The 16,243-nt window shown below is 64.0% G+C and carries 17 protein-coding genes; 11 read left to right on the top strand and 6 right to left on the bottom strand.

All coding sequences use genetic code 11. The features are described from left to right. Positions 1 to 48 precede the first annotated feature (48 nt). Complete coding sequence (locus KJP29_RS01470; RefSeq protein WP_218461766.1) at positions 49 to 1,680, top strand: long-chain-fatty-acid--CoA ligase; 1,632 nt, start codon at positions 49 to 51, stop codon at positions 1,678 to 1,680. A gap of 134 nt (positions 1,681 to 1,814) precedes the next feature. Continuing rightward, positions 1,815 to 2,087 carry a DUF1330 domain-containing protein gene (locus KJP29_RS01475; protein WP_218461767.1) on the top strand — a complete coding sequence of 91 codons (273 nt, stop codon included), beginning with the start codon at positions 1,815 to 1,817 and terminating at the stop codon, positions 2,085 to 2,087. Between the two features lie 10 nt (positions 2,088 to 2,097). Here KJP29_RS01475 and KJP29_RS01480 read toward each other — a convergent pair whose 3' ends face one another. Further along, positions 2,098 to 2,562: a MarR family winged helix-turn-helix transcriptional regulator gene (locus tag KJP29_RS01480; RefSeq protein WP_218461821.1), complete on the bottom strand. Its 465-nt coding sequence runs from the start codon at positions 2,560 to 2,562 to the stop codon at positions 2,098 to 2,100. A gap of 66 nt (positions 2,563 to 2,628) precedes the next feature. Here KJP29_RS01480 and KJP29_RS01485 point away from each other — a divergent pair, with 66 nt between their 5' ends. Continuing rightward, the gene (locus KJP29_RS01485) at positions 2,629 to 3,123 is read left to right on the top strand and encodes a PaaI family thioesterase (protein WP_218461768.1); all 495 of its coding nucleotides are present in this window, start codon (positions 2,629 to 2,631) and stop codon (positions 3,121 to 3,123) included. 284 nt (positions 3,124 to 3,407) lie between these two features. Here KJP29_RS01485 and KJP29_RS01490 read toward each other — a convergent pair whose 3' ends face one another. The 5 genes from KJP29_RS01490 to KJP29_RS01510 form a co-directional block, all read right to left on the bottom strand. After that, positions 3,408 to 4,121: an ABC transporter ATP-binding protein gene (locus tag KJP29_RS01490; protein WP_255553385.1), complete on the bottom strand. Its 714-nt coding sequence runs from the start codon at positions 4,119 to 4,121 to the stop codon at positions 3,408 to 3,410. Beyond that, on the bottom strand, positions 4,118 to 4,879 hold the full coding sequence (locus KJP29_RS01495; protein WP_218461769.1) for an ABC transporter ATP-binding protein: 762 nt from the start codon (positions 4,877 to 4,879) through the stop codon (positions 4,118 to 4,120). The genes KJP29_RS01490 and KJP29_RS01495 overlap by 4 nt, the downstream gene beginning before the upstream one ends. Next, on the bottom strand, positions 4,876 to 6,138 hold the full coding sequence (locus tag KJP29_RS01500; protein WP_218461770.1) for a branched-chain amino acid ABC transporter permease: 1,263 nt from the start codon (positions 6,136 to 6,138) through the stop codon (positions 4,876 to 4,878). Before KJP29_RS01500 ends, KJP29_RS01495 begins: the two co-directional genes overlap by 4 nt. Continuing rightward, positions 6,135 to 7,067, bottom strand: coding sequence for a branched-chain amino acid ABC transporter permease (locus KJP29_RS01505; protein ID WP_218461771.1), 933 nt, complete (start codon positions 7,065 to 7,067; stop codon positions 6,135 to 6,137). The genes KJP29_RS01500 and KJP29_RS01505 overlap by 4 nt, the downstream gene beginning before the upstream one ends. A 90-nt stretch (positions 7,068 to 7,157) precedes the next feature. Beyond that, a complete protein-coding gene (locus KJP29_RS01510) occupies positions 7,158 to 8,393 on the bottom strand; it encodes a branched-chain amino acid ABC transporter substrate-binding protein (RefSeq protein ID WP_218461772.1) in 1,236 nt (411 codons plus the stop codon). 160 nt (positions 8,394 to 8,553) lie between these two features. Here KJP29_RS01510 and KJP29_RS01515 point away from each other — a divergent pair, with 160 nt between their 5' ends. The 8 genes from KJP29_RS01515 (at position 8,554) to KJP29_RS01550 (ending at position 16,240) form a co-directional block, all read left to right on the top strand. After that, positions 8,554 to 9,723 carry an acyl-CoA dehydrogenase family protein gene (locus KJP29_RS01515; RefSeq protein WP_218461773.1) on the top strand — a complete coding sequence of 390 codons (1,170 nt, stop codon included), beginning with the start codon at positions 8,554 to 8,556 and terminating at the stop codon, positions 9,721 to 9,723. Positions 9,724 to 9,729: 6 nt separating this feature from the next. After that, positions 9,730 to 10,836, top strand: a complete 1,107-nt coding sequence (locus KJP29_RS01520) for an acyl-CoA dehydrogenase family protein (RefSeq protein WP_218461774.1) — start codon at positions 9,730 to 9,732, stop codon at positions 10,834 to 10,836. Positions 10,837 to 10,838: 2 nt separating this feature from the next. After that, a complete protein-coding gene (locus KJP29_RS01525; protein WP_218461823.1) occupies positions 10,839 to 11,651 on the top strand; it encodes an SDR family oxidoreductase in 813 nt (270 codons plus the stop codon). Positions 11,652 to 11,655: 4 nt separating this feature from the next. Continuing rightward, the gene (locus KJP29_RS01530) at positions 11,656 to 12,114 is read left to right on the top strand and encodes a MaoC family dehydratase (protein ID WP_218461775.1); all 459 of its coding nucleotides are present in this window, start codon (positions 11,656 to 11,658) and stop codon (positions 12,112 to 12,114) included. Beyond that, complete coding sequence (locus KJP29_RS01535) at positions 12,111 to 13,043, top strand: SDR family NAD(P)-dependent oxidoreductase (protein WP_218461776.1); 933 nt, start codon at positions 12,111 to 12,113, stop codon at positions 13,041 to 13,043. The genes KJP29_RS01530 and KJP29_RS01535 overlap by 4 nt, the downstream gene beginning before the upstream one ends. A 15-nt stretch (positions 13,044 to 13,058) precedes the next feature. Then, positions 13,059 to 14,261: an acetyl-CoA C-acyltransferase gene (locus tag KJP29_RS01540; protein ID WP_218461777.1), complete on the top strand. Its 1,203-nt coding sequence runs from the start codon at positions 13,059 to 13,061 to the stop codon at positions 14,259 to 14,261. 80 nt (positions 14,262 to 14,341) lie between these two features. After that, positions 14,342 to 15,577 carry an acyl-CoA dehydrogenase family protein gene (locus KJP29_RS01545; RefSeq protein ID WP_218461778.1) on the top strand — a complete coding sequence of 412 codons (1,236 nt, stop codon included), beginning with the start codon at positions 14,342 to 14,344 and terminating at the stop codon, positions 15,575 to 15,577. Next, positions 15,578 to 16,240 (top strand): histidine phosphatase family protein, encoded by a 663-nt coding sequence (locus KJP29_RS01550; protein ID WP_218461779.1) that lies wholly within the window; start codon positions 15,578 to 15,580, stop codon positions 16,238 to 16,240. Positions 16,241 to 16,243: the final 3 nt, after the last annotated feature.

A 16,243-nucleotide genomic window follows, 5' to 3' on the forward strand; every position in this document is an offset into this window, starting at 1 on the left:
GGAGGAGGAACCTCGCTCACCGGGCCGGACATCAAAGGGAGGAACATTATGCTTGGCATGATGATGCATCGGCCGTTGTCGATCATCTCGCTGCTGGAATATGCGGCGGAAGCGCACCCGGACGCGGGTATGGTCTCGGTCCGGACCGAGGGCGACATCCACCGTCAGACCTACCGCGACTGTTTCCGACGCGCGGCGCAGCTGGCCCATGCGCTCAAGGCGCTGGGGATCGAGGACGGGGACAGGGTCGCGACGCTCGCCTGGAACGGCTACCGGCACCTCGAGCTTTACTATGCCATTTCCGGCATCGGCGCGGTCTGTCACACGATCAACCCGCGGCTGTCGGCCGAGCAGGCGACCTATATCGTTAATCACGCCGAGGATAAGGTGATCTTCGTCGACACCCATTTCGTGCCGATCATCGCCGGGCTGAAGGACCATCTGCCCAAGGACCTCAAGGTCGTGATCATGACCGACCGGGCGCATATGCCCGACACCCCCTTCGAGGCGCTGTGCTACGAGGAGCTTCTGGAGGGCAAGCCTGATACCTATGACTGGCCGGAGCTGGACGAGAACACGGCTGCCGGGCTTTGCTATACGTCGGGCACCACGGGCAATCCCAAGGGCGCGCTCTATTCGCATCGCTCGAACGTGCTTCACGCGCTCATGGTCGCCGCGATCATGGGGCCGTCGCTGGGACAGGGGGTCAACGTCCTTCCCGTCGTGCCGCTCTTTCACGTGAACGCCTGGGGCCTGCCCTATGCCGCGCCGCTTCTGGGGGTGAACCTGATCTTCCCGGGTGCCGCGCTCGACGGCGAGAACCTGTTCAAGCTGATGGAAAGCGAGAAGGTCTATTCGGCGTGGGGCGTTCCGACCGTGTGGATGGGCCTACTGGCCGAGATCAGGAAGCAGGGACGCAAGCCTTCGGACCTGGGCGACATGGTCGTCGGCGGTTCGGCCGCGCCACGGTCGATGATCAAGGCCTTCGAGGAGCTTGGCGTCCGTGTGAACCATGCCTGGGGCATGACCGAAATGTCGCCCATCGGCACGCATGGATCGCAACCGCCGAAGGTCGAGGCGCTTCCGCTCGAGGAAAAGCTCGACGTCAAGCAAAAGCAGGGCCGGCGCTGTTTCGGCGTGGACCTGAAGATCGTGGACGAGAACGGCCAGCGCCAGCCCCATGACGGCAAGGCCATCGGCGAGCTCTTCGTGCGCGGGAACGCGGTCGTGTCGGGATATTTCCGTAACGAGGAAGCCAGCGCCAAGGCGATGGATGCCGAGGGGTGGTTCGGGACCGGCGATGTCGCCTCGATCTCGCCCGACGGTTACCTGATCATCCAGGACCGCGCGAAGGACCTTATCAAGTCTGGCGGCGAGTGGATTTCCTCCATCGACCTCGAGAACGCGGCGATGAGCCATCCGGGGGTGGCCAATTGCGCGGCCATCGGCGTGGCCCATCCGAAATGGGACGAACGGCCCGTGCTCGTGGCCGTGGCAGCGGGGGAGACGAAGCCCGGCCTTGAAGAGCTGCGCGACCACATGGAGGCGCATTTCGCCAAATGGCAGTTGCCGGACGACATCATCTGGGTCGAGGCGCTGCCGCTGACCGCGACGGGAAAAGTGTCCAAATTGACACTCCGTCAGCAATTGGCGGACTACAAACACCCCGAGGTGGCGTGAACGAGACGGTCCCGTTACGTTCTCCCCAACGAACGATAATGAAAGAGCGGGTTCTCGGACCCGCTCGGGAAATTCGTGCCGAAACGTGCAGACGACCGCGAGCGGTCGTTCAGATCAGGCGGGATGAGCGGGCAATGGGATATGAAATCGAGATGCGCCTTTGGGTGCGGCCGGGCGAGGATGCCGGGTTTCAGGATTATGGCAGCCGGACCGTGGCCATCATGGCGCGGCACGGGGCGCGGCTCCTCGACGTCGCGCGGCCCGATGCGGTGAACGGCCCGCAGGAGATCCTGCGTCTGCGCTTTCCGTCGCAGGAGGCGTTCGGCGCCTATCGTGAGGATCCGGCCCTGGCCGCGCTGTCGGACCTGCGGGCGCGCGTGGTGAAGAAAACCGAAGTCACCGCCTGATCGTCTTGCGTTAGCGCAGGCCCTGCCCGGCGGCGAGAGCATTGATCCCGGACATGAGCGTGGCAAGGTCGGCCTCCATCTCGGCCTCGACCTGCCGCTGCGCCTTGGCCCAGGCCTTGGCCCCGGTCTCGAGCGCCGTTTCTCCCGCAGCCGTCAGCGCCAGGACCTTCTTGCGTTTGTCTTGGGCGTGGTCGGCCCGGATTACCAGCCCGTCACGCTCCAACGGCATCAGAAGGCGGGACATCGCGCTTTGTTCGAGGTCCATGTTGCGCGACAGTTTCTGGACCGTCGGCGCGCGCATCCCTTTGATCCAGGCCATGGCGGCCAGTTGCGACATGGTCACGCCGGTTCCCGCTATGGCGGCGTCATAGAGGCGCAGCATCCGGCGCGAGGCCCGGCGCGCGGTGAGGCAGTAGCAGTTCCCTGTCAGCAGTTCCGCCAGTTCCGGTGAAACATCTTCCGCCACGTCGCACATCCTTCCGTTGACTCCATGCATATGCATGCTTATCCCATGTATATGCATTGATCTGGAGGATGGCAAATGCTCGACGCAGTTCCAAGACCCGACTTCCGCATCGGCGCGCCCGATTTCGCGCGGCTCGCCGGGATGACCGGGCTCGACATCATGCGCGGCGTGGTCTCGGGCGAGCTTCCGGGGCCATCGATCGCCGAGACGATGAATTTCTGGCTGGTGTCGGCCGACGAGGGCACGGTCGAGTTTCGCGGCGAGCCCGACGGACGGCACATGAACCCGCTCGGGCTGGTGCACGGTGGCTGGGCGATGACGCTTCTGGACAGCGTACTGGGTTGCGCGGTGCATACGACCTGCGCAACCGGCGAGGGCTTCGTGTCGATGGACACGGCGGTGAAGTTCGTGCGCCCGCTGATGCCCGGCATGGGCCAGTTGCGCGCGGTCGCGACGGTGCAGACGCGCGGGCGGCGGGTGGCCAATGTCGAGGGCCGGGTGGAGGACCTTGGCGGCAAGGTGCTCGCCCTCGGAACGTCGACCTGCTTCATCCAGCCGCTCGGCGGATAGGATTTCAGATCGCGCGGGACTTTCCTTCCTTTGGTCCCGCGCGTGTTGCCGGCGAGAGGGCGGTGCCGACGGGTGCCGCCCTTTTCCCTTGGTTGCGCCGACCGCGTCGTCGCGACGCTGGAGGGGCTTTGCCCCTCCAGACCTCCCCAAAGTACTTAGGAAGCGATGAAGGGTCCGATGTTTGCTCTATGTACCCGGGATTTCTGGTGGCCTCGCTCACCTACGGCAAACGCCCGGGCCTTGGGGGGCCGGGCGTTCCGGAGGGCATCGGGTGGTCGGGAGGATCACACCTCGAGCCACTCCGCCCGCACGTCGTCGCGGGTGCGGAAATCCTCGGGCGTGCCGCCATAGACGATCTCGCCGTGTCCCATGACATAGACGCGATGGGCGATCCGGAGCGCGATGGAGAGCTTCTGTTCGATCAGCAGGATGGCCACCCCGGTTTTCGCGATTTCGGCGATCATGTCGCCGATCTGCTGCACGATCTTGGGGGCGAGCCCCTCGGTTGGCTCGTCGATGATGATGAGGTCGGGGTCGCCCATGAGCGTGCGGCACATGGTGAGCATCTGTTTCTCGCCGCCCGAGAGCACCCCCGCCTGATTGTCGGCGCGTGCGCGCAGGTTGGGGAACATGTCGAGCATCTGGTCGATCGAGTATTTTCCGGGGTTCTTCATGTCCTTAACGCCCAGGACGAGGTTCTGGCGCACGGTCATCGTGGGGAAGATGTCCCGGCTTTCGGGGACGTATCCCAGACCAAGGCGCGCGATCTTGTGGCTTTCCAGGCCCGAGATCGGCTGTCCCTTGAACAGGATCTCGCCCTTTGGCGCGACCTCGCCCATGATCGCCTTGGCGGTGGTCGAGCGGCCGACGCCGTTGCGGCCCAGAAGCGCGATGACCTCGCCCGGCATGATCTGCATGTTCACGCCGTGAAGGACGTGGGATTTGCCATAGAAGGCGTGGAGGTCGCGCACCTCGAGCATCGGGGTCATGTCGTTCATGCGGCGTCCTCCGCTTCTTCGCCGAGATAGGCTTCGATCACCCGGGGGTCGCCGCGGATCTCGCTCGGTTTGCCGGTGGCGATGATCTCGCCATAGACCAGCACCGATATCCGGTCGGCGAGGCCGAAGACCACGTTCATGTCGTGTTCGACGATGACAAGCGTCTTGCCGACCGAGGCCTTCTCGATAAGCGCGATGGCGCGGTCGGTTTCGGTGTTGGACATCCCCGCGGTGGGTTCGTCGAGCAGGATCACATCCGCGCCCCCCGCGATGGTGATCGCGATTTCGAGAGACCGCTGGTCGGCATAGGGCAGGAGCGAGGCGGGCACGTTGGCCTTGTCGATGAGCCCGCATTGCTCGAGGATTTCGGCTGTCTTTTGCTGCACCGGTTTGTTCGCACCAATATTTTTCCAGAAGGCATAGCCTTGTCCCATAGAATGCAGCACGCCGCAGCGCACGTTTTCGCGCACCGTCATGTTGGTAAAGATGTTGGACACCTGAAAGGACCGTGACAGGCCGCGCCGGTTGATCTCATGTGCGGGCATACCGCTCACGATCTCGCCGTTGAGGCTGACGGTTCCCGAGGTGGGCGTGTAGAGGCCCGAGATCAGGTTGAAGAGCGTGGATTTCCCCGCGCCGTTCGGGCCGATGATCGCGTGGCGTTCGCCTTTCTCGATGGTGAGGTTCACGTCGTTGATGATGCTCGCGGGGCCGAAGCTCTTGTTCAGCCCCTCGAGCTTGAGGGCGGGGGTGCTCATTGGGCGGCCTCCTCGGAACGGTTGGCATAACGGGTGAGCGCAACGCCGGCCGCGCTCGCCGCGAGGACGATGATCCAAGTCAGGATGTCGGTGTGACTAAGGTGCAGGCCGAAGGGCTCGTAGACATGGCCGTAGCCGTTGGACCAGCGCACCGAGACCTCGACGAGGACGATGAGGCCGATGAGCATCAGGAGGATGCCGCCCAGTTGCATCATCAGCTTGCCCAGATACTTCGACGGCTCCGACCCGGTGATCCCGTGCCAGATGCCGAACACGATCCCGGCGATGCCGCGCGGCGCGAACATCACGATGGCGATGAAGAGCACGCCAAGGTAGAGGAGCCACGCCTCGGTGAAGTCCGACATCATCGACTGCATGTAGGTCAGGAGGATCGCGCCGAAGATCGGCCCCACGAAGTAGGTGATGCCGCCGACATAGGCCATGATCAGGACGAAACCCGAGGGGGCCAATGACAGGTTGATCGGGGTAAAGATCTCGTAGTTCACCGCCGCCATGCCACCTGCGACGCCCGCGAAACCGCCTGCCGCGATAAAGACGAAGTAACGCACGGTCTGGGGGTTGTAGCCGATGAACTGCACGCGCTGGGCATTGTCGCGGGTCGCCTCGGACAGTTTGCCGAGTGGCGTCCGGGTGAAGGCATACATCGCGATGACGCCGAGCACGGTCCAGAAGGCGATGAACCAGTAGACGTCCGAGATCGGGCCCAGCGACAGGCCGAATAGCTCCGGACCGTTCATCCGGTCGCCCGAGACGCCCTGTTCGCCGCCGAAGATGGAGTCGAACATGTAGGAGCCCGCATAGACCAGTTCCGCGATCCCGAGCGAGATCATGGCGAAGGTGGTGCCGGCCCGGCGGCAGGACGGCCAGCCGATGACGGCAGCGGCGAGCGCGCCGCCCGCGAAGCCCACGACCGGGATGAAGAACACCGGGAAGCTGCCCCAGAGGCCCACGCCGTCCTCGATCCAGTTAAGCGCATGCATGCAGAGATAGCCGCCGAGACCGAAGTAGACGGCATGGCCGAAGGACAGAAGCCCGCCCTTGCCAAGGATCATGTTGTAGGAGAGCGCGAAGACGATGTTGATGCCCATCTGGTGCATGAGCGTGTACATCGTGCGGCTGGGACCGACCATCGGGATGGCCAGCAGGATGGCCGCGAAGATCAGGATCGGCAGCGTGCGCTGGCGAAACTTGGCACCCGTGGTGGGGGCGAGGTCGTAGGTGGTGGTGGCGTCGGTCAAAGCTCTTTCTCCCCCATGAGGCCGCGCGGGCGGAAGATCAGGATCAGGACGAGCAGCAGGAAGGGCAGCATCGGTCCGAGAGACGAGATGTTGATCTGGCCGACCTCCATCGCCTCGGTGAGACCCAGAAAGCCGAAGATGTCGGCGAAGCTCGCGTTGATGCCGACCGCGAAGTTCTGCAGGAGGCCAATGAGGATCGAGGCGAGAAAGGCCCCTTCCAGCGAACCGATCCCGCCCACGACAACGACCACGAAGACGATGGGACCCATCTGGATCGCCATGGCCGGATCGGTGACGAAAATGTTGCCCGCGATCACACCGGCGAGGCCCGCGAGCGCGCAGCCGATGCCGAAGACGGTCATGAAGATGAGCGGCACGTTATGGCCCAGGTGACCAACCATGTTGGGATGCGACAGGGCGGCCTGGATAATGAGGCCGGCGCGGGTTTTCTTGAGCAGGAGCCACAGGCCCACCAGCATCGAGATCGCGACCACCAGCATGAACATGCGGTAGGCCGGGAAGCTTGCGCCATAGACGGTGAAAGCCGGGAAATTCAGAAGATCGGGGATGCGGTAGTCGACCGCCGTCTTGCCCCAGATGATCTTGACCACCTCTTCGATGAGATAGGCGAGACCGAATGTGAACAGAAGCTCCGCCACATGGCCGTTCGCATGTACGCGCCGCAAACCGTATCGTTCGACGACGGCGCCGACGAGCCCGACGAGCACGGGCGCGAGGAAAAGCGCGATCCAGAAACTCGTGGCCCCCATGATGGTGAAGGCCAGATAGGCGCCGAGCATGTAAAAGCTCGCATGTGCGAAGTTGAGCACGCCCATCATCGAGAAGATGAGCGTCAGGCCTGATGACAGCATGAAGAGCAGCAGGCCATAGATCACACCGTTGAGCAGTGCGAAGACGATGGTTTCCATAGGAGCCTCGTTCCGGTGGAAGGATGTGAAGAGGGGCGCCGCGCGGCACGGCACGACGCCCCGGATGGTCCCGAACTGACGAGGTCAGGGTTACTCGGGGCGTTCCATCTCACAGTTGGTGGGCTGCTCGGCCGAGGCCATGTCGATCTTGCCGCCCTCCACCAGTTTCCAGCCGAGGTCGATGTTGTCGACGCCGTATTTCACGTCCGCCGAAACGGTCGAGATATAGAGGTTTTGCTGCACCTGATGGTCGTCCGCGCGCATGGTCGCAGTGCCGTAGGCTTCTTCGATCGACAGACCTTCAAGCGCCTTGGCGACCGGGATCGGGTCCACGGAGCCGGCCTTCTCGGCGGCGGCCACGAAGAAGTCCATCGCGTTCCAGGCCCGGTGGTAATAGTAGTCATAGTCCGGGAAGCGCTGCTTGTATTCCTCGATCAGGGCATATTGCTCGTCCGAGGCGTCGAGGTTCGTGATGGCTTCGGTGACCTGATAGAGCCGGTCGATGGCCCCTTCGCCGAGCGAAGACACGGCGCCCTTCGAGCCGCCATAGAAGGTCAGATAGGGAATGTCGGAGCCCGACTCCGCGGCGGCCTTCATGAGAAGCTGCATGTCCGCGCCCCAGTTGCCGGTGATGACCGCGTCGGCTTCGGACGAGATGATCTTCTGGATGTAGGGCGTGAAGTCGGTAACTTTGGCGAGCGGGTGGAGCTCGTTCCCGACGATCTCGATGTCGGGGCGTTTCTCGGTCAGCATGCTAACCGCGGCGTCGGCCACGGCCTGTCCGAACACATAGTCCTGCCCGATCAGGTAGACCTTTTCGATGTCCTGATTGTCTTTGATGTAATCGGTGATCGCCGCCATCTTCATGTCGGCGTGCGCATCGAAGCGGAAATGCCAGAAGCTGCACATTTCATTGGTAAAGGCGGGCGTCACGGCGGCGTAGTTGAAGAACAGCACCTCTTCGCCCGGGTTGCGCGCGTTGTGCTTGTTCACCGCTTCGATGATCGCGGCCGCGACCGACGATCCGTTGCCCTGGAAGATGAAGCGCGCGCCGTCGTCGATGGCCTTCTGAAGCTGGACGAGGCTTTCCTTGGGGTCCACCTTGTTGTCGTAGCCGATGATCTCGATCTCGTTGCCGTTCACGCCGCCATTGGCGTTGATGTGCTCCGCGGCGAGTTGAAAGCTCGTATAGGCGGCTTCTCCCGACGGACCCATGGGGCCCGAAAGCGGGTCGATGAAGGCCATCTTGACCGTCTCGGCGTTGGCCGCCGTGAGCGCGATAACAGAAGTCGCCACCGCCAGAATGGCAGTTTTCCGAATATTCATTGGTATCCTCCCTTTGTCGAAACGACGTTCCTCCTCGTCGTTTGCTGGGGTCATCCAAGACAACATGTCCCGACCTGTCAAGAAAATTGTGAAACTCAGTTTTGCATTGCAAAACAGAACGGCTTTGTGTCGGTATGGGGCAAACGGGAGGGAATCACCCATGGCTGATGGGGCACAGGAAAGTCTTGCGGCTTTCCGGGAAGAAATCGCTGACTGGATCGACAAGAATGCACCCGCTGACGTGCGTGATCGCGCGTTCGACGAGAGCGATATCTGCTGGGGCGGGCGCAACTTCATGTTCAAGTCCGAGGGCCAGAAGCTCTGGATGGAGCGCTGCGCCGAACGGGGCCTGACCGCGCCGCGCTGGGACGTGGCCTATGGCGGAGCCGGGTTGTCGCGCGGGCAGGAAAAGGTCTGGCTGGAAGAGCTCGCGCGTCTTCGGGTGAAAAAGCCGCTGGAAAGTTTCGGTCTCTGGATGCTCGGCCCGGCGCTGCTCGCCTTCGGGACCGAGGACCAGAAGCGCCATTACCTGCCCCAGATCACGCGCGGAGAAATCCGCTGGTGCCAGGGCTATTCAGAACCAGGGGCGGGGTCCGACCTCGCGAACGTGCAGACATACGGCGCTGACAAAGGCGATCATTGGCTGGTGAATGGTCAGAAGATCTGGACATCCTATGCCGACAAGGCCGACTGGATATTCGCCTTGGTGCGCACGGATCGGGAGGCGCCCAAGCACAGGGGGATTTCCTTCCTGCTGGTCGATATGACCACGCCGGGAATTTCCACGAAGCCGATCAAGCTCATTTCCGGCAAGTCGCCCTTCTGCGAGACCTACTTCACCGATGTGGTGATCCCCAAGGACCAAATCGTGGGCGAAGTGAACCGGGGCTGGGACGTGGCCAAACACCTGCTGACCCACGAGCGCGAGATGATCGGGGGTGGCGGCTCCGGCGCCATCGGGGCGCGGTCCATCGGGTCGGTGCTGACCGACGACGACGTGACCGATCCACATACCATTGCGCGCGCGCAGAAGCTCGAGGTCGACAGCCTTGCCTTTGCACTCACCATGGATCGTTACAAAGACCTCGCGAAACAAGGCGGTGTCGGCCATGCCTCGGCGATGCTCAAGTATTATGGCACCGAGCTCAACAAGGACCGCTATGAACTCCTCATGGCCGCGGGCGGGTCCGATGCGCTGGCTTGGGAGGGTGCCTATGGGGCACTCGCGCCGGAGTGGCTGCGGACCAAGGCCAATTCCATCGAAGGCGGCACCTCCGAGGTCATGCTCGACATCCTGTCCAAGCGGGTCCTCGAACTGCCGGGCGAGTAGAACGATATGACCACACTGACCCCGACCGAAGATGAAGTCATGCTGCGTGACGCCGCGCGCGGGTTCTGCAACGCCGCCGGCGTCGCCAACCTGCGGGCCTGTCGCGACGCGGGCAAACCCTACGATAATGCATTGTGGGCCGAGATGGTCGCGATGGGCTGGGCCGGCGTCCTCGTGAGCGAAGACGAGGGCGGGTCCGACATGGGCTTCGCGGCGGCGAATGTGCTGGCGGAGGAGATGGGTCGGTCGTTGATCGCTTCGCCGTTCCTGTCGACGGCGGTGATCGCTGCGACGGCGCTGCGCCGGGCGGGCCGGTCGACGGCGGCGATTGCGGATGGGACCGCGACCTATGCGCTCGCGCTCGACGAGACCCGCAAGTTCGCGCCCGAGGCGACGGCGATGGAGGCGCGGGCGTCGGGCAACGGTTTCGTCGTGACCGGGTCCAAGACCTTCGTCGCCGACGGGACGAGCGCCTCACGGGTGCTCGTGCTCGCGCGGGCCGAGGCAGGGCTGACGCTTTTCGACGTCGACGCGGAGCGCGCCGGGTTGTCTCGTGACAGGCTGGGCCTTGTCGACAGCCGTGACCATGCCACCTTGCGTTTCCACGGGGTCGATGCCACCGGCGACGATGTGGTGGGCGAGGTCGGCGGCGGTCTTGCCGCGCTTGCACCTGCGCTCAGGGCAGGGCAGGCGGCGCTGTCGGCAGAGTTGCTCGGTCTCTCCGCCGGGGCCTTCGCCATGACCACCGCCTATCTCAAGGCACGCAAGCAATTCGGCCGGTTGATCGGCAGCTTTCAGGCGCTCCAGCACCGCGCCGCGCATCTTTTCTGCGAGATCGAAGTCACCGCTTCGGCCATCGCGAATGCGGGACGGATGCTCGACCACGACCCGGAAAACGCGGACCTCGCCGTGTCTCTGGCCAAGGCGCGCGCCTCCGAAACCGCTGGCCTTGCGGTGCGAGAAGGGGTTCAGATGCACGGCGGCATCGGGATGACCGATGAATACGACATGGGCTTTTACATGAAACGCGCGCGGGTCGGGGCCGAATGGCTGGGCGACTATGGCTATCACGCGGCGCGCGTTGCGGACCTGAGAGGAAAGACAGCAGCATGAACATGACACCCCAATCGCTTTTCGACCTGACCGGCAAGGTGGCGCTGGTCACCGGCGGGTCCTCCGGCATCGGGCGCATGGCGACCGAAGGGCTGGCCTCCGCCGGTGCCCGCGTTCTGATCGCGTCGCGCAAGGGCGATGCCTGCGCGGCGGTGTCGGCAGAGGTGAACGCTCTGGGTCTGCCCGGCTCGGTCGAAGGCTTCGCGGGCGATGTGTCCTCGCAGGCGGGCGTCGATGCGCTTGCCGCCGAAGTGGCCAAGCGGACAGACAAGCTTCATATCCTGATGAACAACGCGGGCCGCACATGGGGCGCGCCTCTGGGCGAATTTCCGTGGGAAGGCTGGGACAAGGTCAACGACCTCAACCTCACCGGCATGTTCCAACTGACGCAGGCGCTTCTTCCGATGCTGGCCGCCACCGCGACCGACGACGACCCGTCGCGGATCGTGAACACCGGCTCGGTCATGGGCGACGTGGAAAAGGGCGGCGGGGCCTATTCCTATGCCGTGTCCAAGGCGGGCGTGCATCACATGACGCGCATCCTCGCCAACGAACTGGCCGAGCGCCGGATCACGGTCAACGCCATCGCGCCGGGGCCGTTCAAATCCAAGATGACCGCCTTCGCGCTCACCGACGCAGGACAGGCGGACCGCACCGCCGACCGGGTGCCGCTGGGCCGTCTGGGGGATCCGGGCGACATCGCGGGGGCGCTGCAATACCTCTGCTCGCGCGCGGGGGCCTATGTTACGGGCGCGATCCTGCCCCTGTCCGGGGGCATCAACGTGCATTCCCCGGGCTCGCTGTTTGCGGAGTGACGCCATGACGCTCGAAGAATTTCAGCGGCTGGTGGGACAGGAGGTCGGAGTCTCGGACTGGTTCGAGATCACGCAGGACCAGATCGACGCTTTTGCTCAAGCCACCCATGACCACCAGTTCATCCACGTGGACCCGGAGGCGGCGGCGAAAACCCCCTTCGGCGGCACCATCGCGCATGGTTTTCTGACCCTGAGCCTGTTGTCGGCCATGGTCTATGATGCGCTTCCAGCGGTGGACGGCGTCACGATGGGCGTGAATTACGGGATGAACCGGATGCGCTTCATCTCGCCCGTCAAGGTCGGCAGCCGCGTGCGCGGGCGCTTTGTGCTCACCGATTGCGAAACGTCGAAACCCGGCGAATTCACCACAATCACCGACGTCACCGTCGAGATCGAAGGGCAGGACAAGCCCGCGCTCGTCGCCGAGTGGATCGGGCGCAGATACATGGGAGAGGCGGCATGAGCCTTCGGTTTGATGGACAGGTGGCGATCGTCACGGGCGCGGGCGCGGGGCTTGACCGCTGTCACGCGCTGGGGCTGGCCGAGCGTGGTGCGGCGGTTGTGGTCAACGACCTTGGCGTGACGACGGACGGGCAGGCGTCGGGGTCCGATGCGGCCCATGCGGTGGTCGAAGAGATCCGCGCCAAGGGTGGCCGGGCCATGGCGAACGGGGCCGACGTCACGGATTTCGACGCCGTGCAGGCGATGGTCGAGGCGGCAATCGCAGAGTTCGGTCAGGTCGACATCCTCGTGAACAACGCCGGTATCCTGCTCGACAAATCCTTCGCCAAGATGGAGTTGCCGGCCTTCAAGAAGGTCGTCGACGTGCACCTTTTTGGCACGGCCAACTGCTGCAAGGCGGTCTGGGGGCATATGGTCGAACGCGGCTATGGCCGGATCGTCGTCACCACCTCCTGCTCGGGCATGTACGGCAACTTTGGCCAGTCGAACTATGGCGCGGCAAAGGCGGGTGTCGTCGGGCTGATGAACACGCTCGCCATCGAAGGTGCGAAGAAGGACATTCGCGTCAACACGCTCGCCCCCACCGCCGCGACACGGATGACCGAGAGCCTGCTGACGCCGGAAACGCTCGCGCTGCTTCAACCCGAGACGATCACGCCCGGTCTTCTCGCGCTCGTCGCCGAGGACGCGCCGACCAAGATGATCCTTGGCGCGGGCGGCGGTTGTTTCGCGGAAATCCGGATCACGGAAACGCAGGGTGTCGCCCTGCTGGACGAGGACCTCACGCCCGAGGGCGTCATTGCCGCGATGGACCGCATTCGCGATCCCGAAGGGGCCGAGGTCATGGACAACGCTTTCTCGCAGACGCGCAAATACGCGCGGGGCGGGGCGGCTGTGCGGGGGCTGCCGCTCCCGTGGAACGACATTTAGGAGAGGACAGACAACATGCGTGACGCCGTCATCGTATCGACCGCACGGACCCCGATCGGCAAAGCCTATCGCGGGGCCTTCAACAACACCCATGCGCAGGAACTGATCGGCCATGCCGTGAAACACGCCGTGTCGCGCGCGGGGCTTGAGGGGCACGAGGTGCAGGACTGCGTCATCGGGACCGCGATCCAGCAGGGCTCGACCGGGGGCAACATCGGGCGGCAGGCGGTCATTCGCGCTGGCCTGCCGACGAGCGTCGCGGGGATGAGCATGGACCGGCAATGCGCGTCGGGGATGATGGCGATTGCCACCGCGGCCAAGCAGGTCGTGCATGACGGCATGGAGGTCGCCATCGGCGGCGGGGTCGAGTCGATTTCGCTGGTGCAGAACCAGAACATGCGGATGGACCACCTGCGCGACCCGTGGATCAAGGAACACGTGCCGTCCCTTTACATGTCCATGCTAGAAACCGCCGAGATCGTGGCGGACCGCTATGGCGTGACGCGCGAGGATCAGGACGCCTACGCGCTGCAAAGCCAGCAACGCACGGCGGCGGCGCAGGCGGCGGGCAAGTTCGATGACGAGATCGTGCCGCTCACCTCGACCCAGGCCGTGATCGACAAGGCGACGAAAGAGGTCTCTTACGCCGAAGTGACACTTGAGAGGGACGAGGGCAACCGCCCCTCGACGACACTCGAGGACCTGCAAAGCCTGTCGCCCGTGTTCAAGGACGGTATCGCGGTGCAGGAGGGCAAGTTCATCACGGCGGGCAACGCGAGCCAGCTCTCCGACGGGGCCTCCGCCGCCGTGATCATGGAGGCGAAGCTGGCCGAAAAACGCGGCCTCGCGCCGCTCGGTCGTTACGTGGGCGTCATGGCCGCTGGCCTCGACCCCGACGAGATGGGGATCGGCCCGATCTATGCGGTGCCCAAGCTCCTCGAAGCGCATGGGCTTACCATGGACGACATCGGGCTGTGGGAGTTGAACGAGGCGTTCGCCTGTCAGGTGCTGCACTCGGCCCGCGTTCTGGGCATCCCGAACGAGATCCTGAATGTGAACGGCGGGGCAATTTCCGTGGGCCACCCCTACGGCATGTCGGGCGCGCGGATGGTCGGACATGCGCTGATCGAGGGCAAGCGGCGGGGTGCGAAATACGTCGTTTGCACCATGTGCGTGGGCGGTGGCATGGGGGCCGCGGGCCTGTTCGAAGTGCTCTGAGCACATAAACAGCATTGCGCAGTGTTGAACATGTGTGTTCAATTGCGCCGACCCCGGTCGGGGCTTAGGAGGAGAAGAAGATGGATTTGGGCGTCACGGACAAGGTCCAGCCGCTGATCGACGCGGTGCGCAAGCTGATGGCGGAAAAGATCGTTCCGCTGTCCGAGGAATACGAGGAAGAGATCGGCAAGAATCCGACGGGCGACCGCTTCGTTCTGAACGATCGCCAGCTCGAGATCATGGACGAGCTGAAGTCCGAGGCGAAGAAGCGCGGCCTGTGGAATTTCTGGCTGACCGACAGCGACGCGGGCTATGGGCTGTCGACAGTCGAATATGCCTATCTCGCGGAAGAGATGGGAAAGGCGCCGCTCGGGGCCGAGACCTTCAATTGCTCCGCGCCCGATACTGGCAACATGGAAGTGCTCGAACGCTACGGCTCGCAGTCACACAAGGACCGCTGGCTCGGTCGATTGCTCGAGGGTGAAATCCGGTCGGCTTATGTGATGACCGAGCCGGGGGTCGCGTCGTCCGATGCCGTGCAGCTCTCGTTCGAGGCGAAGAAAGACGGCGACGACTGGGTCCTGAACGGCGAAAAGTGGTGGATTTCCGGGGCGGGCGATCCGCGCTGCGGCGTCTATATTGTCATGGCCCAGACCGACCCGACTGCGCCGAAACATGCCCGCCATACGATGTTCGTCATGGACGCCGATACCCCCGGTGTCGAGGTGCTGCGCCCGATGCAGGTCTTCGGCAACGATGACGCGCCGCATGGGCATATGCACATGCGTTTCACCGATGTGCGCATCCCGGCGGATTCGGTGATCCTGGGCGAAGGACGCGGGTTCGAGGTGGCGCAGGGCCGGCTTGGACCGGGGCGCATCCACCACTGCATGCGTGCCATCGGACAAGCCGAGCGGGCGCTGGAGCTCATGTGCCGGCGCGGTCTGTCGCGCGAGGCCTTCGGCAAGAAGATCGCCGCGCTCGGTGCAAACTACGACATCATCGCCAATGCGCGGATGGAGATCGAACAGGCGCGGCTCCTGTGCCTGAAGGCCGCCTATATGATGGACACGGTCGGCGTGAAGGAAGCGCAGCCGTGGATTTCCATGATCAAGGTCGTGGCGCCGCTCATGGCGACCAAGGTGGTGGACGAGTCCATGCAGATGCACGGCGGGGCAGGGATCAGCCAGGATTTCCCGCTGGCGCGGATGTATACCAACCTGCGCACCTTGCGCTTTGCCGACGGACCCGATGCGGTCCACCGCCGGCAGGTCGCGCGCCGTGAGCTTCGCCAATACACCAACGAGAAGATCTGAATGGCGCTTCTGACCGTCATACGCCACGCACAGGCGTCCTTTGGCGCAGCCAACTACGACAAATTGTCGGAGCTTGGTCTGCGCCAATCGGTGGCGCTTGGGCGGGCGCTCAAGGCGCAGGGCGCGATCTGGCCAGAACGGGTCTTCGTCGGCGAACAGGTCCGGCATCGCGAGACGTTCGAGGGTGTCGCGGAGGGCTTCGGTGCCTCGGCCACGCCCATCGTCCATCCGGGGCTGAACGAGTTCGACTTCAAGGCGCTTCTGGAGGCGCACAAGAAGGCCGACGCGATCCCGGAGCGGACCACAGACAACCGCGCTGCCCATTTCCGGCAGTTGAAGGCGACGGTGCTGGCCTGGCAGGCCGACGAGATCGAAAACCCGCCCGAGCGGTTCGACGCCTTCGTGGCGCGCGTGCAGGACGCGATGGAGGCGGCACACGGGCCAGGGGACGTCTGGATGTTCTCCTCTGGCGGCGCGGTCAGCCAGATGATCCGGCTCGCCTTGGGGGCTCCCGCAGAACAACAGATCCTGCTTCAGTTGCAGATGAAGAATTGCGCCGTGAACCGCTTCGTCATCGGGCGGGGGGGAACGTATCTGCACGGATTCAACGAAACACCGCATGTCGACGCCGACACGGCGGGCGAGATGCTGACCTATAGCTGAGGG

It is taken from the genome of Maritimibacter sp. DP1N21-5 (assembly GCF_019218295.1).
Taxonomy (GTDB): Bacteria; Pseudomonadota; Alphaproteobacteria; order Rhodobacterales; family Rhodobacteraceae; genus Maritimibacter.